Origin of the sequence: Pantoea agglomerans (genome assembly GCF_020149765.1) — a bacterium.
Lineage (GTDB): Bacteria > Pseudomonadota > Gammaproteobacteria > Enterobacterales > Enterobacteriaceae > Pantoea > Pantoea alvi.
Genome location: NZ_CP083808.1, coordinates 392914 through 414971, shown reverse-complemented (window position 1 = coordinate 414971; position 22058 = coordinate 392914). Strand labels below are relative to the sequence as shown.

General features: G+C 56.6%; 20 protein-coding genes and 1 pseudogene. 6 read left to right on the top strand and 15 right to left on the bottom strand.

What is annotated here, in order from left to right:
* Window positions 1-31: 31 nt before the first annotated feature.
* Window positions 32-760 carry an SDR family NAD(P)-dependent oxidoreductase gene (locus LB453_RS01900; RefSeq protein WP_103796711.1) on the top strand — a complete coding sequence of 243 codons (729 nt, stop codon included), beginning with the start codon at window positions 32-34 and terminating at the stop codon, window positions 758-760.
* A 128-nt stretch (window positions 761-888) separates the two neighbouring features.
* On the opposite strand, the gene LB453_RS01895 is transcribed toward LB453_RS01900, so the two are convergent.
* The 4 genes from LB453_RS01895 to ftrA form a co-directional block, all read right to left on the bottom strand.
* Window positions 889-2004 carry a mechanosensitive ion channel family protein gene (locus LB453_RS01895; protein WP_103796710.1) on the bottom strand — a complete coding sequence of 372 codons (1116 nt, stop codon included), beginning with the start codon at window positions 2002-2004 and terminating at the stop codon, window positions 889-891.
* A gap of 358 nt (window positions 2005-2362) precedes the next feature.
* On the bottom strand, window positions 2363-2719 hold the full coding sequence (locus LB453_RS01890; RefSeq protein WP_103796709.1) for an MmcQ/YjbR family DNA-binding protein: 357 nt from the start codon (window positions 2717-2719) through the stop codon (window positions 2363-2365).
* A 34-nt stretch (window positions 2720-2753) separates the two neighbouring features.
* On the bottom strand, window positions 2754-3272 hold the full coding sequence (locus LB453_RS01885) for a DUF2569 family protein (protein ID WP_103796708.1): 519 nt from the start codon (window positions 3270-3272) through the stop codon (window positions 2754-2756).
* A 127-nt stretch (window positions 3273-3399) separates the two neighbouring features.
* Window positions 3400-4398 carry a transcriptional regulator FtrA gene (ftrA, locus tag LB453_RS01880; protein ID WP_103796765.1) on the bottom strand — a complete coding sequence of 333 codons (999 nt, stop codon included), beginning with the start codon at window positions 4396-4398 and terminating at the stop codon, window positions 3400-3402.
* A gap of 95 nt (window positions 4399-4493) precedes the next feature.
* Between ftrA and LB453_RS01875 the strand changes: the two genes are divergently transcribed.
* Window positions 4494-4928 (top strand): rhodanese-like domain-containing protein, encoded by a 435-nt coding sequence (locus LB453_RS01875; protein WP_103796707.1) that lies wholly within the window; start codon window positions 4494-4496, stop codon window positions 4926-4928.
* Window positions 4929-5137: 209 nt separating this feature from the next.
* Window positions 5138-5644, top strand: coding sequence for an anti-virulence regulator CigR family protein (locus LB453_RS01870; protein WP_224481391.1), 507 nt, complete (start codon window positions 5138-5140; stop codon window positions 5642-5644).
* A gap of 87 nt (window positions 5645-5731) precedes the next feature.
* Here the strand turns inward: LB453_RS01870 and LB453_RS01865 are convergent.
* Together LB453_RS01865 and LB453_RS01860 are read right to left on the bottom strand one after the other, a co-directional pair.
* A pseudogene (locus LB453_RS01865) lies at window positions 5732-5914 on the bottom strand (chromate transporter); the annotation flags it as partial.
* Between the two features lie 65 nt (window positions 5915-5979).
* Window positions 5980-6975 (bottom strand): alpha/beta hydrolase, encoded by a 996-nt coding sequence (locus tag LB453_RS01860; protein WP_103796764.1) that lies wholly within the window; start codon window positions 6973-6975, stop codon window positions 5980-5982.
* Window positions 6976-7041: 66 nt separating this feature from the next.
* On the opposite strand from LB453_RS01860, the gene LB453_RS23375 reads away from it, so the two are divergent.
* The gene (locus LB453_RS23375) at window positions 7042-7365 is read left to right on the top strand and encodes a hypothetical protein (protein ID WP_411970172.1); all 324 of its coding nucleotides are present in this window, start codon (window positions 7042-7044) and stop codon (window positions 7363-7365) included.
* A 324-nt stretch (window positions 7366-7689) separates the two neighbouring features.
* Here LB453_RS23375 and LB453_RS01850 read toward each other — a convergent pair whose 3' ends face one another.
* The 8 genes from LB453_RS01850 to LB453_RS01815 all read right to left on the bottom strand — a co-directional run bounded on the left by LB453_RS01850 (window position 7690) and on the right by LB453_RS01815 (window position 17961).
* On the bottom strand, window positions 7690-8754 hold the full coding sequence (locus LB453_RS01850; protein WP_103796705.1) for an acyltransferase family protein: 1065 nt from the start codon (window positions 8752-8754) through the stop codon (window positions 7690-7692).
* Window positions 8755-9235: 481 nt separating this feature from the next.
* The gene (locus tag LB453_RS01845; RefSeq protein WP_146053849.1) at window positions 9236-9535 is read right to left on the bottom strand and encodes a hypothetical protein; all 300 of its coding nucleotides are present in this window, start codon (window positions 9533-9535) and stop codon (window positions 9236-9238) included.
* A gap of 3 nt (window positions 9536-9538) precedes the next feature.
* Window positions 9539-9835, bottom strand: coding sequence for a hypothetical protein (locus LB453_RS01840; protein ID WP_103796704.1), 297 nt, complete (start codon window positions 9833-9835; stop codon window positions 9539-9541).
* 176 nt (window positions 9836-10011) lie between these two features.
* Complete coding sequence (locus LB453_RS01835; RefSeq protein WP_103796703.1) at window positions 10012-12201, bottom strand: TonB-dependent siderophore receptor; 2190 nt, start codon at window positions 12199-12201, stop codon at window positions 10012-10014.
* Window positions 12202-12225: 24 nt separating this feature from the next.
* On the bottom strand, window positions 12226-13551 hold the full coding sequence (locus tag LB453_RS01830; RefSeq protein ID WP_103796702.1) for a lysine N(6)-hydroxylase/L-ornithine N(5)-oxygenase family protein: 1326 nt from the start codon (window positions 13549-13551) through the stop codon (window positions 12226-12228).
* Window positions 13548-15275, bottom strand: a complete 1728-nt coding sequence (gene iucC, locus LB453_RS01825; protein ID WP_103796701.1) for an IucA/IucC family protein — start codon at window positions 15273-15275, stop codon at window positions 13548-13550. The genes LB453_RS01830 and iucC overlap by 4 nt, the downstream gene beginning before the upstream one ends.
* A complete protein-coding gene (locus LB453_RS01820; RefSeq protein WP_103796700.1) occupies window positions 15272-16219 on the bottom strand; it encodes a GNAT family N-acetyltransferase in 948 nt (315 codons plus the stop codon). Before LB453_RS01820 ends, iucC begins: the two co-directional genes overlap by 4 nt.
* Complete coding sequence (locus tag LB453_RS01815) at window positions 16219-17961, bottom strand: IucA/IucC family protein (RefSeq protein ID WP_103796699.1); 1743 nt, start codon at window positions 17959-17961, stop codon at window positions 16219-16221. Before LB453_RS01815 ends, LB453_RS01820 begins: the two co-directional genes overlap by 1 nt.
* 164 nt (window positions 17962-18125) lie before the next feature.
* On the opposite strand from LB453_RS01815, the gene LB453_RS01810 reads away from it, so the two are divergent.
* Window positions 18126-19304 carry an MFS transporter gene (locus tag LB453_RS01810; protein WP_103796698.1) on the top strand — a complete coding sequence of 393 codons (1179 nt, stop codon included), beginning with the start codon at window positions 18126-18128 and terminating at the stop codon, window positions 19302-19304.
* Window positions 19305-19319: 15 nt separating this feature from the next.
* Complete coding sequence (locus tag LB453_RS01805) at window positions 19320-20204, top strand: siderophore-interacting protein (RefSeq protein WP_103796697.1); 885 nt, start codon at window positions 19320-19322, stop codon at window positions 20202-20204.
* 105 nt (window positions 20205-20309) lie between these two features.
* On the opposite strand, the gene gabP is transcribed toward LB453_RS01805, so the two are convergent.
* Complete coding sequence (gene gabP, locus LB453_RS01800) at window positions 20310-21725, bottom strand: GABA permease (protein ID WP_103796696.1); 1416 nt, start codon at window positions 21723-21725, stop codon at window positions 20310-20312.
* Between the last annotated feature and the right edge of the window lie 333 nt (window positions 21726-22058).

Sequence of the window (22058 nt, the reverse complement as noted above, 5' to 3'; positions counted from 1 at the left end):
ATCTGGTTTCCATCCTATTTCTGGAGCAGCCATGATGAAACTCGAAGGAAAAACCGCCCTGGTGACCGGCGGCGGCAGCGGTATTGGCCTGGCGATAGCGCGCCGCTTTGTACAAGAGGGCGCCCATGTTTTCATTACCGGTCGACGCGAAGCGCAGCTGGCGGAGGCGGTCAGGGGCATTGGCGGCAAGGTAGAGGCGATAGCGGGCGATCTGACCTGCGCCAGCGACCGCGACCGCCTGTTTGAGACCCTCCATGCCCGAGGTGTCCGGCTCGACATCTTTGTAAATTCATCCGGCGTGTCCGAGCCTGCCAGCCTGTTCGATACCACTGAGGAGCACTTCGATCGCGCCTTTAGCCTGAACGTGCGCGCCATGGTGTTTGCGGTACAGCATGCGGTGCAATTTATGGAGGCGGGCGGCACTATCGTGCTGATTGGCTCGATTGCCGGGGGCATCGCCAATCCAGGCTACGGCGCCTATTCCGCCAGTAAAGCCGCGGTGCGATCCTACGCCCGCACCTGGAGTACGGAGCTGGCGCCGCGCGGCATCAGGGTCAACACGCTGAGTCCAGGGCCTACCGACACGCCGATGTTCGATCGGGCCAGCGACGATGTCCGACAGAAACTGACCGCGCGGATCCCGGCCGGGCGGCTGGGAAATGCTGATGAAGTGGCGGCTGCGGCCCTGTTCCTCGCCTCAGAGGAGAGCGCTTACGTCAGCGGCGCGGAGCTGATTATTGATGGCGGCATGACGGCGTAAGCGCCCTTTATCAGGAAGGCGGCTGATTCCGAGCCGCTCTCTCCCTTCGTGCGTTATGGCGTATCTGCCCGTCTCACTCAGGACAAGGCGGGCCTGTCGCAGCCCGCCACCTCGCGCGTCACCCTCTTCTATCCCTCCAGCCCGGCATCGTCAGAAGGGGACTTCTGGCCTGTCGGGCTATCCAGCGCAGGATCCGTCAGCGTAGCCCTCATGCGAGGAAGACTCTGCGGATAATTTTGTTGAATAAACTCAATCATCTTTTCCCGAACGTGGCAGCGCAGATCCCAGGCCGTTGGTGAGTTTTGCGCCGTCATCAATAACCGGATAGTCATGGTTTTGTCATCGGCATCGGTAACCTGAAGCACCTGAGTCTCCCGGTCCCAGAGCCTGGTTTCGCTGAGGATCTTTTCAAATTGCTTACGCAGAGGCTCCAGCGGCATGGAGTAATCCAGGTAAAGGAAGACGGAACCCAAAATTTGCGCATTAGTACGCGTCCAGTTCTGAAAGGGATTTTCGGTGAAATAGGTAATAGGCAGAACCAGTCTGCGCAGATCCCAGAGACGAACCACCACATAGGTCAGGTTGATTTCTTCAATCCAGCCCCACTCCTTTTCAACCACCACCGCGTCATCTATTTTGATCGGCTGCGTAAAGGCTATCTGAATGCCTGCAAACAGGTTGACGAGTGACTTCTGCAGGGCAAAGCCGATAATGATCCCCGCCACCCCGGCCCCGGCGAGGATGGTCGTGCCAAATTTTCTTACGCCGGGAAAACTGAGCAGAATAAGAGAGAGGCAGATTGAGACGAGTAATACAATCGCCACCTTCTTGACATACATTATCTGCGTGCGGATTTTACGGGCGCGTAGATTGTTAGACAGGTTGATATCATAGCGAATAAACAGCATATCCTGCGCAACGTTGATCAGGCGAATTAAAACCGAGCACAGCGATAATATAATAAATATATTCAGGGTGGTTGTAATAAAAGAGAAAGATTCCGGATGAATATCAATATAATTCACGCCGACATTGATCATGAGTAACGGGATAAAGAGAAACATCGAGCCGCGAAGATGTTTTTCAAGGGATTTGAACAGCTTTCTGTCGCGGCTCTGCCAGTAGCAAATAAATTTCAGCAGTAAAAAACGAGAGAGAAAACCTGCGGTTAACGAGAAGATGACGAGCAATACAGCAGGCACCCATTTAGGCATGTCAGATAACTCACCAGATAGTAAAGGCATTCTTTTCCCTTATGTTCAGCTGACAACCAGGTTGTCAGATAAGTCGCAAAATGCAGTAACCGTTGTCATATCGGTTATCTGCTGATTACCAGATTAACCCCCTTAGTTTATGAGAAAGTCAGTTAACTGCCTGGTTTAGGCTGTGAAAAATCGAAAAGCGAGATTAGCCCTGGCCAGACTATGAGCAACGGGATGAAGTTTATCGGTTATTTTGCGAAGCGGCAGGAGCGGTAGGGCGTGCTGTCCGTTAACGCCCGGCGAATAACATCGCCTGCGTGAATCCCTGTCTGCGACAGCTTTCGTCAGGGCCATCTCAGGCGCTGCGGGCACCAGCCCCGCCCGCAGACGGTGCTGACTGTCAGCCGGTAGTCAGCGCGTGACTTTCGGCCAGAAGATCGTAAATCTCCTTCGGTGACAGCGGCCCGGCGAGAAGAAGGCTTATCCAGTGCGTTTTATTCATATGGTAAGCCGGCAGAATGCCCTCTTTTTGACGCAGCGAGCCGATATATTCTGGCCGGATCTTGACCTCCAGCACGTCAACCTCCTCTGCGCTCTCCAGCCCCAGTCTGGTGCCGGGCACGTTCATCACTATTCCAAACCACTTTTTCCCGTTGGGATGCCGCAGCACGGCATAGCCAGGCAGATTGCGCCAGAGATATTCTGGTTCAGCCTGATAGTGGTCGCGGGCATAGTTGAACAGCGTCTCACGCTTCATCTTGACTCCTGAGCTAAGGTTCCCAGGGGTGAGGCTAACGTATAAATGTCTTTCTGGCGCGCACCGAATAACGGAAGTAGGGGATCCAGATACAGGCGTGAAGAATACGCCTGACCACCGGCATTATCTGCTCATAGCCCAGCGCAACTGACGGAAAGAGGCAGGCCGTGCAAACGAGATCGAGCAGCGTCAACGCCACGCCGCCGGCCAGCAAGATTGTATAGGCCAGGGGTAACTGTTTCTTTTTGCGCAAGAAGAGTGAGGTGGTGTAGATGATATAAAGAAGCGCGAAAAAGTTTACGCCGGAGGCAATAAAAAAATAGCCTGATTGCGCTATCGGCGCGTGTCCCGCCGTAATCAGCCCAGCCTGTAAGGTTATCTGCAGCGAAGAGAAATAGCTGTAGCCGAGAGCAAACAGGCTTAACAGCGGCAGATATAAGAAGCCGCCAATTTTACGATACTTCTTCTCTTCACACTCAGCGCAATACTCCTGATATTGGGAAATTTCGTTATCGCACTTTATACAAGTCCATTTAAAAGGCGCGTCGGTCATTATTCATCCTTGTTAATATGCAGTTGTTAACGGTTAAAGATCTTACCGGAGCAATTTGAGATCCTGTCACTTGTTATCGGCCTGCCGCCGGGCAGCTTTAGCATTTAGCTGCCCATAGTCGATTACGTTACTGCTCAAACACGCTGACAGGACAGGGCCTTTCACTGCTCAAGCCGCCAAAGGTCTTGCGATAGGTTGAAAGCGAGATTCCCACCGATTTACGGAATGCGGCGCGGAAGCTCTCCATCGATCCGAATCCGCAGCGCGCCATAATCTGCTGGTTTGGCAGCTGATTATTTTCCAGCAGTTCCCGTGCCAGATTCATTCTCGCCTGAAGCAGCCAGGCTTTGGGCGTCATACCCAGCGCCTCTCTGAATCGTCTCAGGAAGGTTCGCTCCGACATCAGAGCGCGCTTCGCCATCTGGCTGACTGAGAGCGGGCAGTCTAAATGCTGAAGTACCCACTCCAGCACCGGTGCGATCTCATCGCGCGGCTTTTGCGCAACGGGTGAGGGAATAAACTGCGCCTGACCACCCGAACGCTGCGGCGCCATCACTAAACGTCTCGCGACGATATTGGCGATATGGGTGCCGTAATCGCGACTGATCAGATGCAAACAGGCATCGATGCCCGCCGCACTGCCCGCTGAGGTAATGATTTGCCCGCTGTCGACGTAAAGCACGTTCGGGTCAACGGTAATGTCAGGATATCGCGCTGCCAGCTCGTCGGTATAACGCCAGTGGGTGGTTGCGCGCCTGCCGTTTAGCAAGCCAGCCGCTGCGATAACAAAAACGCCTGAACAGATCGACAACAGGCGCGCGCCGCGCTGGACGGCATCGCACAGGGCGTCCAGCAGCGCCTGCGGCGGCCTCTCATCGCGATTACGCCAGCCGGGAATAATAATGGTCTGCGCCTCGCTAAGCGACTCCACGCCAAAACGGGACAGGATCTGAATCCCCTCTGAAACCTGCACCGGCGAGGCGTCAACCGAGACAATACGGTGTTGGTACCAGGGAAAATCAAATTCGGGTCGGGGAAGACCAAACAGCTCTACCGCAATGCCGAACTCAAAAGTACACAGCCCGTCATAGGCCAGAACGGCCACTAAACCCGCGTTATTGATCATTGGCGGAAAAATACCGGTTATTGTCAGAACCGCCACTTTAACAGGCTGAGGGCGCTTCATACAATCAACCCACATTCAGAGAGGAGAGAGCGAAAATGACCAGTTTAATCAGCGAAGTTGCGCCAGCGTCACCGTCAGAAGCGTTACACCATTTCAGCCGTCGTTTCGCCTTTGAGACCGACTGCTCCGATGTTTATCACAGCCAGAAAACAGGCAGTGTCGACTATGTGCTGGTCGATGTAAGAAGCAACGACGCCTTTTTACAGGCGCACGTACCGGGCGCGATCAATATCCCGACGCGCGCCATCACTGAGGAGCGCATGGCCGCCTATGCGCGCGACACGCTGTTTGTTGTCTATTGCGCTGGGCCGCACTGCAACGGCGTGCATCGCGCAGCGGTTCGCCTGGCGAGCCTGGGGTTTTTTGTCAAAGAGATGCTCGGCGGCATAACCGGCTGGGTTGACGAAGGGCTCGCCCTGCAGCGGGCAGAGAGCGCGGTGCCCGTCGACGGCTTCTCCTGCGAATGCTAAGTCTGACCGCGCTTTCCGTGGCACCAGCGGAAAGGGCGGTCTCTTCCCGCCGTGAGGGGCAAAAATGTTGTGGCGCAGGTCAGGCTACGGGTGAGGGCGTTTATACTCTACTTATAAGATGGATCTCATTTAAGAAAACGTGAGATTGTTAAGCGTGTCGCTGCCACTTATATTTTTGGCGGGTATGAAATAATTCTAAGGAAACAATCATGATTAAGCATCGCCCTCTTAAAGCACTTTTTGCGGTGATTATATCTTTTGCCGTTTTTGCTGCGCCGGCTTATGCAAACCCGGGCAACGGCAACGGCAACGGCAACGGCAACGGCAACCACGGTAACAGCGGCAATCACGGTAATAATGGTGCGCACGGAAACAAAGGGCAGGGAAATGCCGGGGCGAAGGACAAACATGGAAATCGCAAGAACTATGCGCGACCAGATAACGTCGAGTCGGATATTAACTTCTCTCTTGCACGTTCTCTTGCCGTTAATTATGGCCTGGTCGGCTATCGCTCACTGCCCCCAGGAATAGCCAAAAAAGTTGCGCGGGGTAAACCCTTGCCGCCGGGTATCGCTAAAAAAACGCTGCCGGCATCCATGCTTAATGACCTGCCCTATTATCCCGGCTACGAGTGGCGAGCCGTTGGTGATGATTTAGTCCTTATCGCTTTGAGCACAGCTGTCGTTACGGCCGTTATCAACGGCGTATTTGACTAAGATGATTTTGATAGCCCCGCGTTGCGGGGCTAACGTTTACTCCGTTCGCTCAGCTAACAATATAACCAGCAAAGCGATTCCCGTAATGACAATAAAGAGTGCCAGATTAAGGATGACGCCGACCACAGCGGCGGGAATGGCCGTCAGGGGCGCCGTAAACCCGACATTATTATGGGTGGTTTCAATAAAGGGGCCGCCTGTGAGAATAAAGATGAAGGAGGGCAAAAAGGTAAACCACGTCACGAGGCAGGCGGCTACAGCGTCTGCTAAAAAAGGGCGTCTGGCGTCTGGCGTCTGGCGCCTGATTGTCTTATTGTTAGAAAATTATACGGATGTCAGAGATTTGCATCAGGCTCTGCTGTTGATTTACCGTTCTGTTTTACCGGAGCGCCCAGCGTTTTAAGGAACCAGTCAACAACTCTGTTGATGATCACCGGCTGATACCACTGATAATCGCCATGTTCAGCGCCGTCAACCAGCACATAGTCTGCCTGATTTCCCGCTTTCCTGAGAGCGTCATAAAGTCGAGCACTCTGCTCAGGTGATACCAGAGTATCCTTACTGCCGTGCATAATCAGGAAGGGGGGCTTGGGTCCGCTAAGATGTCCGATGGGACTTGCAGCAAGGGCTTTCTGCGGTGTGGATGTGATGGATGCGCCAGCGAAATCTCTGAAGGCCACGCCATTAACCAACAGCGTTTCAGTTGCGGCCGGAGAGTGATGAACTTTCTGTATCTCTTCCGGGAAGCCCTCACCTATGTTGCGCAGGTCAGAAATTCCATAAATTGTGGCGACGGCCTGAACATCGGAAGAGTGACTGAGAAAATCACCTTTATCAAAAGAGTGATCGCCATTGGTTGTCCCCAACATCTGAGCCAGCCATCCTCCGGCAGAATCGCCGAGTACGCCAATACGTGCCGGGTCAATACCATAGTCATTCGCATGCTGGCGAAGATATCTTACCGCAGCTTTGGCATCCAAAACTGGTGCCGGAAAGGTGTCAGGAATGGTGCGGTATTCTGCTGCTGCAACGACAAAGCCGGCGTTAGCCAGAGCCATACGCATCTCAATAAACTTGTCGCGATCAGCCGTGGTGAACCCCCCGCCGGGGAAGTAAATGATGGCTGGCTTCAGGTCACTGTTTCGGGGAACGAGAACAGACATATGTAACTGTCGTACTGAGCGTGCACTTTTTACCTGCGCATAGACCACATCACCGATGTTATCTGTCTGACTTTGGGTGGTATTAACCTGAATGATATCTGCACCCTGAACGTATCCGGGGAGGTTATTGTTATCAGAAGCTATCGCTACGGTTGCTGCTGAAATCATTAAAAATCCACCTGTCAGGAAGGTACAAAAGTATTTCATACTTTATATCCTTTTCTTTCTTTATCCATGATGCTTTATGATTTTCAGGTTAAAAATCAGTGCGGAATCATCGCCTTTCTGAGCAAAAAAATGCCTGCTTTGAGTACTTTACTGCCCTTGATGCTCTGCCTGGAAACGACACGCGTGAGACAAACGCTATTCCGTTGCCGCTTCGGTTCCACGGAGACTGAGCTTTTTTACCTGTCGGTAGCACAGAACTTTTTGATACCGATCATAATCGGCCTGCTTCCTCGCTATTTACCCGGCGTATGCGCCCTTTCAACTGCCGGTTTTGTTGCTGGCGGCGGCTCAGTCACGCCTTATGCGACACTGCGATCATCAGGCCGGTAAGCATGTTATTGATGGCGGTAATTACTGCGCGGGCCGTCGGGTCGGCCTGCCAGGGAGGTTTATCCAGTCGCTATTGCCAGGAGGGGTCTGGCGGACTTCCTGCTCGACCATCAAAGGAGCCTTGTGATGACGCTCTTTCGGTAAGCGTCCCGGTTTCGGGCGGACAGGTTTGCTGGTCGCAACGCCAGCAGCGCAACCTCTGGCTGATGTGCTGGTTGTGAGAGAGGTTAGTTTCAGGAAAATTGCGCTACAGGGGAGATATCTTTCTGTAACAGTAAGCGTTTCCGGCCCGGCTGGAAACGCTTACTGCTGTGGCAAACGCCGTCAGCTCTCTTTTGCCCTGACCCGACCATCCACTACAAGATTTAGCGCATTGCGCAGCGCCGGCTCAGCATATTTGCTGATAAGCCAGGCGATATAATAGAGCACGGCGACCACCACAATTGGCAGTGCTATCATCACCGCTTCGCTCTTGATCCAGGCATTCAGCTTAATCATCATGGCGATCATCAGGTTTTCATGAATCAGATAAAGCGCATAGCTGACAAACCCGATAGCGGTGAAAAAGCGCACGGAAAGCCAGCGCTCCATCTGTTTTGAATAGAAGCTGGCTATAAAAAAGAGCATGACCACGACTAAGGGGACGACAGTAATAACACCGTCGTGCTTAACGTAATAGCTGAAATTGATTAGCAGGGCCAGTAATACCAGCACATAGTGATAGCCTTGATCGCGCCCGTGCAGGCGTTCATAAACCAGACAGCCCACCATAAACCAGGCGTAATGAATAAAACCGAATTTTGAAATCACATCGATTAATAAGGGATGGCCAAGGGATTTCAGTACCGACGAAGCCGAAAGTAATAACATCGGCACAAGCAGCGCCGGCAGGCAATATTTACGGCCAGCAGTGAAATAGACCGCACCAATAATCAGATAAAACAGCGCTTCAACATATAACGACCAGAAGGAGCCTGCCATAGAGCTGAATTCAATCCCGGTAAGCTGCGACAGGGTTTCCGGGTTAACAAATATCAGGCCGGGGATAAGGTTTTTGCTTTCTCCGGTAATCACCGTCGATTCTGGAAAGAATCCGCCTGAGATATAGAGTAGAAAGCTGGCAATCAGCATGGCCGGGAACAGACGTAGCCAGCGTTTTTTCAGAAAATGGATATAGCCGCGCGATTTGTCCAGCGTCATAAAAATGACAAAACCCGAGATCATAAAAAAGAGCTGCACGCCCACCCAGCCAAATGCCAGCAGCGGGATCTGCTGCGTCGTCGCCACGTAAGGTAAGAGTTCAGGCCATCGTGCATAGGCATGATAGGCAATGACCATCAGGATGGCTAAACCGCGCATGCCATCGAGATGCGTAATACGTGGGCGCATAAATTCCCTTATTAATAAAATGAAGCAAAGAGGTAGCGTGAAATTAACATTGACACAGATTTACACTCAAGCAGAATTATCCTGGAAACCTGAGTGATAAATTAAGCTGAACTGGCTACTGTCTGTAAAAAAACAAGCCCATACTTTAGTCAGGCAGAGTTGTAATAAAAGTGCAGCAATGAGGCATCAATGGTCGAAAAGCAGGTAAGGGCGACAGCCTGATTTTCAGTTATGCTCTTTTTTCAAATGTCAAATTAAGTCCACCGTTTTTTGTCAATAAAGGGTAACTCTGCTTCTCCTGCACCTCTTTTGCTAACCTCCTTGTGTCAACATTATCTAAATTATAAATCCCTTATCCGTACAGCAGAGCGCTGAGGAATTGATTGACATTTCGCGTATATCTACCTGTCTTTTTGAGAGTGGCAAAATTACTTAGCAGGCTTATAAGTTTATTTATATTTAAATGCCTGATAGTGATATATCAGTTAATTGCTGCGCTGAAAAAGCCTGCTGAGCAAGAGCCAGCGTGCTCAGCCAGTTCTGACACCGCCATCTTTTTACCGTGTCCGCTATTATAAGGCAGTGACCTTTTTGTCCTGCTCAGGACGGCGGCAAAGTCAGCGGCTTGAATGCGCTGCGCTTTATGCCCCTTCACTGTTATCTCCCTCCCTAAAGCGAGGGCGGGCAGGTTTTTGCCTGGCGTATAACCTTCGCTGGCTTGATTAACAGAGCGTTGCAAGTTAAGTTTGCTTAAACCTGGAAGATGATCTGTAACCTTCACAGCTTAAAAGCCCTCGATCTCCCTGAGGCCGCGCCAGCAGCGCCCTACAGACTCTGTTACCATCACACCTGGCGCCGGTACAAACTCAGTGAGCAGGTTATAAACGCGGTCCATCAGTTCCTGTTTCGATATATCTCCCTCATAGGTAAAGAGATCTCTCGGCAGCCAGTAACTCTGTTGGCTCCCGTTAGAAATGCTGTGGCGGAATCCATTGTTATTCATGGCGTTACGAAGTCTTCGGTACTCTTCAGCCGCGTTCACTTTCCCGCGTAGTTCAATTGAGATGTCATATACTGGCATGGTAACCGTCCTCAATTTTTCGATTTTAATTTAAGTTTACTTTAATTTTGCGGTTGTGCCAGTTTATTGTCCGCCTGGTTAAATAAAAACGCGTAAGCCCCCCTTTAGCAGGAGGAGACTTACGCGCAGAGTCAGCGCGTTGCCCGGCATCCGTCACAGCAGACGCCGGGGCGCAATCAGAACAGCACTGAGTAGTTCAGGCCAAAGGTGCGGCCGCGACCTTTATAGGTATAAAGCGCTGCATCGCCGTAGGTGGGGCTGTAGAGCCCCGGTGCCCGCTGGCCCCATACCGTGGTGTAATCCTTATCCAGCAGGTTCTCTACGCTGAAGCTGAGTTTGCCGACCGGCAGCGCATAGCTGCCCAGAAAATCCACGGTGTTATAGCCATCGATTTTCTTGCCGTCAGCATCGGAAACGTCAAAGGTCTGCGTGCTCTGGACGCGTAGATCCCAGTCGCCCGGCGCCCAGTTCAGCCAGGCGCTGACTTTGGATGGGCTGGCGCTGTCGATGGTGAGCTTTTCCCATTTACCCTCTACGCGCGTCTCAGATTTGATAATGTTGAAGTTAGCGCCGCTGCTCCACTCGCTGTTATCAAAGAAGTAATCAACCTGGCCCTCTACGCCATAAATACGGCGCTTGTCGTCGTCCAGGTTAATCGTCATATCGCTTTTATTAATGCTGATGGTTTTATCCGACAGCGAGTAGTAAGCCGCCAGCTGGGTGCGCAGGCTGTCGCCGGTAAAGCGCCAGCCAAGCTCGTAAGAATCAACTTTAATGCCGTCGAGCTTCGAATCATTGACGTTAACGCTGTTGGTGAGGTTGTAATGCCCGTTGGCTAAGCGATAGGTGCCGGAACCGTAATATTTTGCCAGGTCCGGGATCTCAAAGCCCTGCGAGAAGTTAAACCACAGCTGCTGGCGCTCGGTCAGGCGACCCAGAATGCCGGCATTAAAGAGCAGATTATTGTAGTCAGTGGAGCCGCCCGGCACCGCATCCGCCGAGCTGGCCTGACCGCTGGCGATCGCCTGCTGCTGCGCATAGCCAACAAAATCGTCCACCTTGTTTTTCGTATACTGGTAGCGCACGCCGCCGCTCAGCGTGATGGTGTCAATGTCGTAGCTCGACTGCAGGAACGGCGCGAGGTTAGTAATGCTGTAGCCGGGATAGCGCCCGACGTTATAGGCATTTTTCAGCGTCATGCCGCCGCTTTGCGCCGCGCTGTTCAGATCAAAAAACTGCTGGTTGGCGTCAAAGGTCTCATGGTCCGCGTCGACGCCGTAGGTCAGGGTCAGCGCGTCGACAGGCTGGCTGTTATGGGTGAGCTTGCCGCCATAGAAATCGGTCTTCTGCTGCGAGGCGCCAATGCTGGAGACGCGATTACGGCTGAGGGTAGGGAAGGGATAGAAAGTCAGGCTCTCGTCGCGATAGTAAACCTGCGCCACCAGATCCTGGCCGAAAAAGTCGGTGTTGGAATACTGCAGGTTAATCAGGTGGCGTTCGGTGCCCGGCAGGCGATCGGAGTCGAGGTTGCCTGAGTTATAGGCGCGGCCGGAGCCGGTCACCGCCGAGAAATTCTCCCCCAGATAGAGGCCATGCCTGCCGTCCGACTCGCTCTTGAAATATTGCGTGGTGAGCTGCAGCTGCTGGCTCTCATCGATATTGAGCGTGCCCGTGCCCATTACGTCCAGACGATCGGAGTACTGCAGCCCGGTCTGGGTATTATCGATAATCGTCTCATTGCCTTTGCCGTCATACCAGCCGCCATAGCGCTGATACGCTACCGACAGGCGGCCCGAGGCTTTGTCATCGCCGCCGCTTACCGCCGCCGCCAGGTTCTCATCGCGATCGTTATGACTGTTGAAGCCGCTTTTCACGCCGGTTTGCAGCTCCGCCTGCGTGCCCGGCTGCCCTTTTTTGGTGACGATATTGATCAGGCCGCCGGTACTGCCGCCGCCGTAGAGCGAGGTGGCGCCTGAAATCACTTCAATACGCTCAATATTGAAGGGATCGATCGCGTCCAGCTGGCGGCTGTCGCTGCGTGACGAGTTAAGACGGACGCCGTCCACCATCACCATCATTGAGCGACCGCGCATATTCATGCCGTAGTTGGTTCGTCCCTGGCTGCTGACGTCCATGCCGGGAATCAGCTGCGCCAGCACCTCTTTTAACTCCTTGCCGCCCTGAACCTGCTGCTCAATCTCTTGCTGCTCGATAATCCAGGTAGTTTGCGCCATTTCCGCCACGCTGCGGTGGGTACGGCTGGCAGAGACCACCATCTGATCCTCTTTTATCTCTTCGGCCCAGGCGCCGGAAGAGAGCATCGCAAGTAAACAAGGATTCAAAACCCACAGATACGGCTGTTTCATTTTTATTTTTTTCCGATGAAGTGTTTAAAACTGAACGGTATTAACGGTGTGTTGAGGATCCCGAACGTGATTCTCCGGCTGCTGGGTGCGCCACTGGATCACGCCGGGGGTCGTGCTCAGCTCAAAAGGTTCGTCCGGGTGCGCGCGGTTGAGAATGCGGGCGGCGCGCCAGGCCATCAGGCTGAGCTGGGGTTCAGCAATGCCGAGGCGCTGCATCCCGGCATTGACGGCGAAAAGGGCGTTACTTTCCGGGCCGTCCCAGTTAAGGGTGAAGTCGGTGTTGATCTGGAAATTTTCGTCCCGGTCGAGCTGGAGACGATGCGCCACGGGCGCCAGAAACGCGGGGCGCGAGGAGCGATAGCCGGTGGCAAAAATCACCACGTCGGTGGCCAGCTGCTCTTCGCCATGATCGAGATGGTGACGCAGCCTCAGCTGCTGCGCCTCCTGCGTCTGATCGAGCGAGATTACCGAGCGCGACGGCATCAGTCGCGCCCAGGGCTGCTCGCGCAGCACCTCAAAGCGGTGATACATCGCCCGGTAGATGGCAAGGAGCGACTCGCTGGTAATGCCGTCTGAGGTCATCTTCTGTTCATTCAGCATCAGCTGGCGCGCGCTGGCGTCCAGCGTCGAAAAGCTTTCCAGATAGTCTGGCGTGAAGTACTCGTTGGCGAAGGCGGCTTCATCCAGCGCGTTGTAGTTATTCCTGCGCGACACCCAGTTCAGGGCCGCGGGCTGGCCCCACTCGGCGCGGAAGATATTAAGAAAGAGATCGGCTCCGCTCTGGCCGCCGCCGACGATGGTGACGCGCTTGCCATGCAGATCTGGCCGGCGCAGCATCATTTCGCTGGCGTGGAAGCAGCGATCGCTCTGCTGCGTAACGCACGCCGGCAGCCTGGCCTGTTTCCCGATGCCGAGGCAGATATGGCGCGCCAGAAAGCGATCCTGCGCGGTTTCAACCGTGAACAGGCGCGTCGCATCGTTAAACGTCACGCGGGTGACCGGCTGGTTAAACGCCAGATTGCTCAGGCGCTTCGCCACCCAGCCCAGGTAGTCGGAAAACTCCTCTCTGGAGACGGTGCGCTGTTCGGTAGTGAGGAAACGGTAAAATTTCTTCTGCTGCACCAGATAGTTCACAAAGCTATAGCGACTGGTCGGCTCAACCGCGCTCACCAGATCTTTGAGGAAGCTGGTTTGCATCGCGCAGTCCGGCACCATCATGCCCGGGTGCCAGGCAAAGTGGGCCTTGCGTTCGAGAAACAGGGAGCTAAAACCTTCCAGTCCTTCAGCCAGCGCGGCGACGCTCAGGTTAAAGGGGCCGACGCCTATGCCAATGAAATCATAGATCTTCATTTTGGAGACTCCTGGGTGACCAGATAGAGCGGGTTATCGAGATCGGTAAGGTAGTTGGGCAACATCCGGCTGCCGCCGTCGTGCTCTGAAAATGTCAGCTTTACCGGATTAAGCACGACGCGGATGATGCGCGGCTTAAAGAGATCGAACAGGGCGAAGCGATCGGCCATCGCCGGGTGTTGCGCCATATAGCGCTGCAGCACGCTGGCGAGAAGCCGGTAAAACTGGCGTTCATCTATGCCTGACCGCAGCGTCAGCCGCGAGATAAAGCGCAGCACGGTAACAAAGTGGCCGGTTTGCAGGTCGTGGATCAGGTAGTCGGCGCTCAGGCGCGCGGTTACCTCTTTCACCGCAGCGGGCAGCGACGCCGCCTCCGGGAAATCAGCATCGACGAGGCGCATATCACCCTGAAAATCCTTCAGCAGAATGCGCTGCGGAATATGATCTTTCATCACCAGCGTAACGTTCTGACCATGCGCAATCAGCGCGACGCCGTAGCGGCACATCAGGTGGTAGAAGGGGATCACCACCACCTCGAACATCCGGCTCAGCCAGCTGGCCGCATCCAGTCCCGAGGCGTTAATCCAGGCGTCTATCAGCGGGCGTCCGGCATTATCGGTTTCCATCAGCGCGGCCATCAGCACCGCCTGTTCGCCCGGCTGCAGGTAGCTGGCGGGGCTTTCGCGCCAGATAACGCCAAGCATCTCCTGGTAGCGATAGGGCGCGGCGGGCAGCGCGGCGTAGCCCTCATGGGGCAGGTAACCTGCGGCCGGCTCCGCCAGGATTTGGGCGCCGGTGGCGCGCAGCGTCTGATCCTGCGCGAACTGCTGCCTTAACCAGCCGGAGGCGAGCGGCCCAGCGGCGATATACCTGCCGGGAATGCCGCGATAGCAGGAGGTGTTATAGATAGTCAGCGGCAGTTTAATATCGAAGCGCGCAGGGCGGCTGGCGTTGGTCAGCGTGCGCAGCGACTGCTGCGCCAGATAGCGATCGCCGAAGACGCCCAGCTCGACCATCTCTCTACGCGCCAGATGCGGCAGAAAATGAAGCGCGATTTTTTGCTGCCACTGCCAGGGATGAACAGGCAGGGCAATCCAGCTCTCATCGAGTCCGGCTGACTGCCAGTGCTGATAAAAGCGTGCCAGCTCCGCCTCATCCATGGCGCTGGCGAGCAGGGCAGAGAGATCGCACGCCTCTTCGTGGCTCCAGACCAGCTTCTCCCGGCGCACCGCAATCCAGTGCAGCTGAAAGCGGTTGCGATACTCCGGCGCATAGGCGCGCAGCGCATCCACTCCCCAGCCGCGACGCCCTTTGTTAAAAATAAATTTGGGATGTCCGCTCAGCAGGCACTGCAGCTCATCTGCGTCCAGGGCGATCATATCGTCTGCGCTCAGCGACCGGCGCGCTTCCAGCAGCTGCAGATCGCCGCGCAGCGTGGCGTAGAGATCTTCCAGATGCTCCGCCGTCTGGGCGTCGCTCATCTCCAGCGTCACCGCCAGCTGGCGCAGCAGGGCGTCCGCTTCCATCGGCCCGCCGCTGAGCGAGTCAGCGTCGATATGCAGCCAGCCCCAGATGCCGCGGCTGGCGGCAAATTCCCAGCGCGCCTGGCCCACGGTGATTTCCCAGCGGCCTGCGGATCGTTCCACCGCGCGCAGCGTCCGTTCGTACTCCAGCTCGGCGAGAATTTTAGCGATCATCTCGCGGTTGACGCGCGCCCACATCATAAGCCCACCTCCGTAAAGAAGCGGCTGCGCTCGCTTATCACCAGGCGAGAGCGCTTGTGGGGGAAGTCGAACTCCTTAAGGGTCTGGTACCCAGCAACCGGCAGATGGCGGAACAGGCGCTGATTGTCGTAACGCGGTTCCGCGACGATGCGCTGGGTGCGGGGCTGGTCGAGAAACAGATAGTGCGTCAGCCCGCGCAGCCAGCTGCGAATAAAGTGCGCGCCGCGCCAGGCTTCTTCGCCCACCAGCATATGCAGACCGCGATCGTATGGCTGCCAGCGGTAGTGCCGACCAATACGATCTTCCGCCGCCCAGTAAATCTCGAAATAGCCAAACGGCTGGTCGTCGAAGCAGCCGATCACCGGGAAGCAGTAGGCGGAGTCGAGCTGCTTGCGCAGGTAACTTTCCTGCTCAGGCTGCGGTGCCGCCATTTCCCAGAAGGCGTTAACGCGGGGAGCGTTCATCCAGCGCGTAAAGCGCACGGCGTCCTCCGCCACGTCGGCGACGCGAAAACTGAGCGTTCGCTTGATCTGCGGATCGTAGCGCCGATAGATTTCCCCATCCGGCCTGGGCGGACGCACGGGATAAAAAATCTGACGCGCTTCATCAAACTGCATTTTCCCGCTCGCCGTCGGCTGCTCGCCCCGGAGCCAGAGCGGCAGCTGCCAGAAGGTGTCTCGTGAAAAGTAGTCGCCGTTCACCGCCGCGAACAGCGCCTGCGCCTGGGGATTGTGATGCCACTGCGCCCAGGGAAGATGAACGCCGCTCAGCTGTGGTGCCGCCACCAGCAGCTGATCGATCGCATCAGCAAGCCAGCCGTCCGGTATCGTCGGCATCAACGGCAGCGAGGCGCTGTTGTCCAGCCCGAGCATGAGCGGCAACGCCTGTCCGGTCAGCGCACAGCGGAAACCTGCGTCGCCATGAACGATATGCGCGTTTGGCATTACGGCTTCTCCCTGTAGAACGGATTGTGAAAATCGAAGTAGATCACCGCCGGATCGGCGATGGTGTTTTCGTTGTGGTCATAGAGATAGCAGTAGAAATTGCCTTTACAGTTCCAGTGTCGGCTGTCGAGCACGTAATCAAGGCTGCGGGTATCGCTGACCTGGCTGCGCAGCGCCGTCAGCCTGTCGCGCACTTGCGCCATCAGACGCTCTTCTGTCTCAAAGCCCGCGGCGCCTAGCGCGGCGGTGACCGCCAGCGTGGAGTTGACCAGCAGGTAATAGGGGAAGTAGCGCAGTACCTGTTCGCGGCTGAAGCAATTTTCCGCATCGGTTTCGTCAATCTGCGCCAGCCAGTCGGCGGCGTTTTCCGTAAAGCCGCTGCCCTGGCAGTCGCGGTAGAGCAGTCCGACCGGGAGATCCTGCTGCATCTCCACCAGGATGTTTTGCTGGTGCGCCAGCAACACCAGGCCGTAATTGGCTTCCGTGGCGAACAGCGGCAGCAGCACGCGATCGCAGTAGGCGTTTACCCAGCACTGCGCCCCCTGGCTGAGCGTTAGCCCGAGCCGGTGGCTCAGCCTTCTCACTGCCGCCGCCAGCAGGCTGTCGCCGCCGTCTGGCGCGGCCTGCGTCAGGCTTACCAGCACGTTGGTCTGGGTTTCCGGGGTGTCGAAAAGGCTGTTGACGCGAAACGCCATCAGGCTCTCTTCCTGGATTGCGCCATCCGCGGCGCGCAGCCCGGCCCAGCCATCCTCCTGCATCACGCGCAGGGTGGGGTAGTCCATCTGTAGCCGCTGCCAGCGCGGCGTTTGAGCCAGACGCGCCAGGCGCATGCCGCGCTTCACCTCTTTCACCGACAGGGTTCGCACCGAATTGGTCAGGCGCACGCTCAGTGAAAATTTGATCATATCGTTGCTGGCAGGAGAGTAGAGCGAACGCGACGAGCTGGTGGGCAGCCAGGCGGTGCCGCTTTCCCCTAAATCTGCCAGCGCGCCGCTGGCGATCAGCCGCTGGCACCACGCCTGCGTCAGCAGATAACGCGCCTGCCAGGGATGCATCGGGATCAGCCAGCGCTGGTCGGTAAACTGGCTGAGCAGGGCGGGCGCGCTCTGGGCAGCAAAGCGCAGCAGACGGGCGCGCAGCGTCAGGCCGAGGCTTTCCCCCGCCACATGGTCGCTGTCGACGGAGAACCAGTGGAGCGGGAAGTCGGAAGCGAACTCAGGCAGATAGCGGCGCGCCTCGGCTTCATTAAAGGGTTCGTGCGATTTCGGCGCGGGGTGGAACGCGTGACCCACCAGCAGCGCCTGTTCGGCTTCGGAAAATGAGAGCGGTTTTTTGCGCAGCGCAGGCCAGCGATGACGCAGATTAATCGCCTGCCAGCAGTTCGCATGGCTTTCGCCGACGCGCTGCTGAAAACGTTCGATGACCTCGCCGCTGAGTTCCGCGCGAATGGCCGGCTTTGCCACTATCAGCGAAACCAGCGTGTCAAAGGAGACGGCTTCACCCTCGGGCGACGTCGGGCTGATGAGCAGCGCGGGGAACTGATAGTGATGATGCTGCGTAGGGGAGAAGTAGCGCAGCGGCAAACGCAGAACCTGCGATGATGACAGGGGCAGTTCAATAAAGTGCGTCCGTTCGGGCGCGCCGCCTGCCACGTAGTTCCAGTCGCGCGTTTCGCGTAAAAGCGCATTGAGAAAGCACTGCGCCGCCACGTCAACGCCAGCCGGTTGAGAGAAGCCATCCATAAGATAATCTCACTTCTTAACTGATAATGATTATCGTTATGATAATTATTTAATTTACAATGGCAACCAATTTTGCAATATTCGTAAACATATCTTCAGCTGTATATCCATGTTTTTTACGGTGTCTTTACATTTATGTGTCACTTATTACATAACGGCGCGCTATGACGGCGTCGGGAAAATCAGTCTGGCCGCTGGCCTTTTGCGCTGGCTTATTGGGAATTGGTCAGAACGGCTTACTGGTTATGCTGCCGCAGCTGGTGCAGATGACCGGTCTGACGCTCTCCACCTGGGCCGGTTTATTAATGTCTGGCTCGATGCTGTTCCTGCCCGCCTCGCCCTGGTGGGGGCGCGTATCTGAGGTGAAAGGCTGCAAATTTGTCGTGGTAGCGTCGCTGTCCGGCTATCTGGCAAGTTTCGCCCTCCTGGCGCTGGCGGTTTGGCTGATGGCGGAAAAACAGCTCGGCATATCGGCTGGCGTTGGGGTGCTGATCCTGTCGCGTACCATCTACGGCCTGACCGTCTCGGGCATGGTGCCCGCCGCGCAGACCTGGGCGATGCAGCGCTCAGGCACGGAGAAGCGCATGGCGGCGCTGGCGGTCATCAGTTCCGGCCTGAGCTGCGGAAGATTACTGGGGCCGCCTCTGGCTGCATTTGCGCTCAGCCTTTATCCCATGGCGCCCCTGTGGCTGATGGCCGCCGGGCCGCTTTTCGCCCTGATCTTTATCAGCCGCCAGTATGGCGATCCGCCACTGGAAGCGGTGGCGCATCAGGCCGCGCGCTGGCATAGCGGTCTGCTGCCCTTTCTTGTGCTGGCGGCGCTGCTTGCGCTCTGCATCAGTCTGATGCAGATCGGGCTGGCGCCCGCGCTGCGCGATTACATGGCCGCGCCCGCTGCGGTCAGCCGTCATATCGCCTGGCTGCTGAGCCTGGCCGCCATCGCAACCCTGCTGGCGCAGTTTCTGATCGTCAGGCCGCAGCGGCTGCAGATTCAGCCGCTGCTGTTGAGCGCGGCGGTATTGATGAGCGCAGGGCTGGGCATGATGGTCGCTGGCAATCTGCCCTGGCTCTATACGGGGATCGTTGTCACCTCATTCGGCGCCGCGATGGCGACGCCTGCCTACCAGCTGCTGCTGAATCAAAAACTCTCCCTCGGCAAAGGGGCGGGACTGATCGCCACCAGCCACACCCTGGGCTACGGCCTGAGCGCCCTGTTGATCCCCGTTATCTCGTGGCGATGGGGGCAGACTCACCTGCTGGCGGGGGCATGGATAGCATCAGCAATCTTCTTTATGGTGGCCTGTCGGCTGCGAACAACGGCAAGCGCGGAAAGCGCGCGCTGAACGTCAGGAAATTTTATGGCCGCGATTCCCCCTTACCGCTTATTCAATGTCACGCTGCTGCGCAAAAGATGGCTCTCGCCCTCTCTGGTGAGCTGCCTCTTTACGGGCGAAGAGCTGGAGATGATAAAGCGAGACGGACCCGATCAGCGTATCAAGATCCTCTTTCCGTCGCCGCAGGGGTTTCCCGCCTCGTTAAACAGGCACACCCCCTGGCGCGAGCAGCTTAAAACCCTGACGCCGGAGCAGCGGCCCGTGCCGCGCACCTACACGCTTCGCGCCGTCAACGCCGTCGAATGTCAGGCAGAGGTCGAGTTTGTTGTTCACGGCACAGCGGGGCCGGCTTCCGCCTGGGTCATTCGCGCCGCGCCGGGCGATGCTCTGCAGATGGTCGCGCCCAACCGGCAGCACGTCGACGACAGCGGCGGATATGAATGGCACCTCAATCCCGAGGTAGCGCGCGCGCTGGTGGTCGCTGATGAAACCGCGCTGCCTGCGGTAAAAGGTATCCTTGAGCAGGTGGCGCATATGGCGTCGCCGCCCGCCCTGCAGATTTTTCAGGAAGTGCCGCGGGCAGAGGATAGTCTCGACTGGCGACAATACGCTTTTGCGCAGGTCTTCTGGCTTCCCCGCGACCGAACCCGAACGGCGCACGGCGCGGCGCTGTTGCAGGCGGTTAAGGCGAACCTCTCCCTGCCTGACTATGCGCTCAGCGCCGCTCCGGCTTCTTTTGAGGTTGAACAGGCGCGTCTGTGGCACGGCGCAGCGCGCAGGCCCAATCGTTTCTATGGCTGGGTCGCCGCCGAGTCCTCTGCGGTGAGACATATCCGGCGCTATCTGGTGAACGAGCGCCAGCTGGCCAGCGAGAGCGTCAGCTTTATGGCCTACTGGAGCAAGGGCTAGCGGCCATTTCGACCCGCTAAATGGCTGCCGCAACGGCGTGCCGCAAGCGGCGAGGCTGGAGCGCGCCGCGACTGTTAAGCGCGCGGCGCGTTGAGGCGGGCGCGATCAGCTGTTTTCGGAAGAGCGTACCGCGTAGAAGCGGGCACGCTGCTGCTGAAGCTTTCTGCGCGGCATAAGCAGGCTGGCGATAACAATCACCAGCGCCAGGCCGCCGGTCGCCAGCAGTTCGGTCTGATGTTGCTTATTGAACAGCATGCACACCAGCACGGTTGCGATAAACAGAATGGTCACCCAGGTGAGGCCGGGGAACAGCCACATGCGGTAACTCAGCTGCTCGCCCGCTTTCTCGCGCTTTTTGCGCAGCACCAGATGAGAGAGGGCGATCACCAGGTATACCAGCAGCGCGATGGCGCCGGAGCTGGCCAGCAGAAATTCAAACACCGCGCTGGGTGCCAGGTAGTTAGCCACCACCGCCACAAACGCCGCCGCCGTGGAGAGCAGCACCGCAATCCAGGGCGTTCCGCTGCGCGTGGTGCGGGATGCCGCCGCAGGCGCATCTTTACGACGCGACAGCGAATAGAGCATGCGTGAAGAGGTATAGAGCGCCGAGTTAAGACAGCTGCACACCGCGATCAGCACCACGATATCGACGATAAGTTTGGCGTGGGGAATATTCATCGCCTGCAGCACGGTCTGATAGGAGCCATGCTCAACCAGCGACGGTGAATTCCACGGCACCAGGGCGACCACGAAGAATATCGACAGCAGATAGAACAGCGCGATGCGCCAGATAACTGAATTGGTGGCCTGGGTGATTTGCTTGCCTGGGTTCTTCGATTCGGCGGCCGCGATAGTGATAATTTCGGTGCCCATAAACGAAAACATGGTGGTCAGGATCGCCGCCATTACCTTGCCGAAGCCGTTGGGCATAAACCCCTGCGTATCATAAAGATGCTGCAGCCCGCTGGCACCGCTGTTGGGCAGATAGCCAAATACGGCCAGGCCGGCGGCGCATAAGAACGCAATAATCGCCGCGACCTTGAGCAGCGCGAACCAGAACTCAAACTCGCCGTAGTTCTTGACGCTCAGCAGATTGGTCAGGGTTAAAATCAGCGTAATGGCGAGCGTAAACTGCCAGATGGCGATCTGCGGGAACCAGGCGTGCAGGATGGTGCCGGCCGCGTTAGCCTCAAGGGGAATAACCAGCACCCAAAACCACCAGTAGAGCCAGCCGATGGTGAATCCAGCCCAGCGGCCGAGCGCCTTATCGGCATAGGTAGAGAACGAGCCGGAATCGGGCAGCGCAACCGCCATCTCGGCCAGCATACGCATAATCAACACCACCAGCGCACCGGCGGCGGCGTAGGCGATAAGCACCGCCGGGCCCGCCTCGGCAATGGCGTGTCCCGATCCCACAAACAGGCCAGCGCCAATCACGCCGGCAATGGACAGCATGCGCACATGGCGCGGCTTTAAATTTTGTGCCAGTGCATCTTCATTCGCACTCTGCATTCTCGTCATCAAAACGTCTCCAGAACGGTTCCCGGGGTTGGGTGTCAGGAACGAGCAGGGGGAAAGGCTCGCGGCAGCGAACCGAAAAGTATCGGGCGGTTATGACGCACGTTGCGCCATCAGGGGGCCACTGTCGGCCGCCTTTGCCCGCAACGCTGTCTCAGCGCGGCGGTGACTGGGCGTCGCCGGGGAGGCGGTATGGATAAATTTTGTTAACGGGTGTGCGCCAGGCCATGCGCACAACGTCCCGGTGCGACAGGGCAAAGCGACTGCTTTCCCCGGCTGTATCAGACTCTGTTGATCGCTCATCTTATTACCCTCGCTGATACGTTTTGTTTACAA

Bases quoted from the DNA above. Each gene is read 5' to 3' on its own strand.
- LB453_RS01835 (WP_103796703.1), bottom strand. From the start codon at position 12,201: ATGAAACAGCCGTATCTGTGGGTTTTGAATCCTTGTTTACTTGCGATG.
- LB453_RS01890 (WP_103796709.1), bottom strand. From the start codon at position 2,719: ATGAAGCGTGAGACGCTGTTCAACTATGCCCGCGACCACTATCAGGCT.
- LB453_RS01900 (WP_103796711.1), top strand. From the start codon at position 32: ATGATGAAACTCGAAGGAAAAACCGCCCTGGTGACCGGCGGCGGCAGC.
- LB453_RS01840 (WP_103796704.1), bottom strand. From the start codon at position 9,835: ATGCCAGTATATGACATCTCAATTGAACTACGCGGGAAAGTGAACGCG.
- LB453_RS01875 (WP_103796707.1), top strand. From the start codon at position 4,494: ATGACCAGTTTAATCAGCGAAGTTGCGCCAGCGTCACCGTCAGAAGCG.
- LB453_RS23375 (WP_411970172.1), top strand. From the start codon at position 7,042: ATGATGCTTTATGATTTTCAGGTTAAAAATCAGTGCGGAATCATCGCC.
- LB453_RS01820 (WP_103796700.1), bottom strand. From the start codon at position 16,219: ATGCCAAACGCGCATATCGTTCATGGCGACGCAGGTTTCCGCTGTGCG.
- LB453_RS01830 (WP_103796702.1), bottom strand. From the start codon at position 13,551: ATGAAGATCTATGATTTCATTGGCATAGGCGTCGGCCCCTTTAACCTG.
- LB453_RS01810 (WP_103796698.1), top strand. From the start codon at position 18,126: ATGACGGCGTCGGGAAAATCAGTCTGGCCGCTGGCCTTTTGCGCTGGC.
- LB453_RS01815 (WP_103796699.1), bottom strand. From the start codon at position 17,961: ATGGATGGCTTCTCTCAACCGGCTGGCGTTGACGTGGCGGCGCAGTGC.
- gabP (WP_103796696.1), bottom strand. From the start codon at position 21,725: ATGACGAGAATGCAGAGTGCGAATGAAGATGCACTGGCACAAAATTTA.
- LB453_RS01895 (WP_103796710.1), bottom strand. From the start codon at position 2,004: ATGCCTTTACTATCTGGTGAGTTATCTGACATGCCTAAATGGGTGCCT.
- ftrA (WP_103796765.1), bottom strand. From the start codon at position 4,398: ATGATCAATAACGCGGGTTTAGTGGCCGTTCTGGCCTATGACGGGCTG.
- LB453_RS01885 (WP_103796708.1), bottom strand. From the start codon at position 3,272: ATGACCGACGCGCCTTTTAAATGGACTTGTATAAAGTGCGATAACGAA.
- LB453_RS01860 (WP_103796764.1), bottom strand. From the start codon at position 6,975: ATGATTTCAGCAGCAACCGTAGCGATAGCTTCTGATAACAATAACCTC.
- iucC (WP_103796701.1), bottom strand. From the start codon at position 15,275: ATGATGTGGGCGCGCGTCAACCGCGAGATGATCGCTAAAATTCTCGCC.
- LB453_RS01870 (WP_224481391.1), top strand. From the start codon at position 5,138: ATGATTAAGCATCGCCCTCTTAAAGCACTTTTTGCGGTGATTATATCT.
- LB453_RS01805 (WP_103796697.1), top strand. From the start codon at position 19,320: ATGGCCGCGATTCCCCCTTACCGCTTATTCAATGTCACGCTGCTGCGC.
- LB453_RS01850 (WP_103796705.1), bottom strand. From the start codon at position 8,754: ATGCGCCCACGTATTACGCATCTCGATGGCATGCGCGGTTTAGCCATC.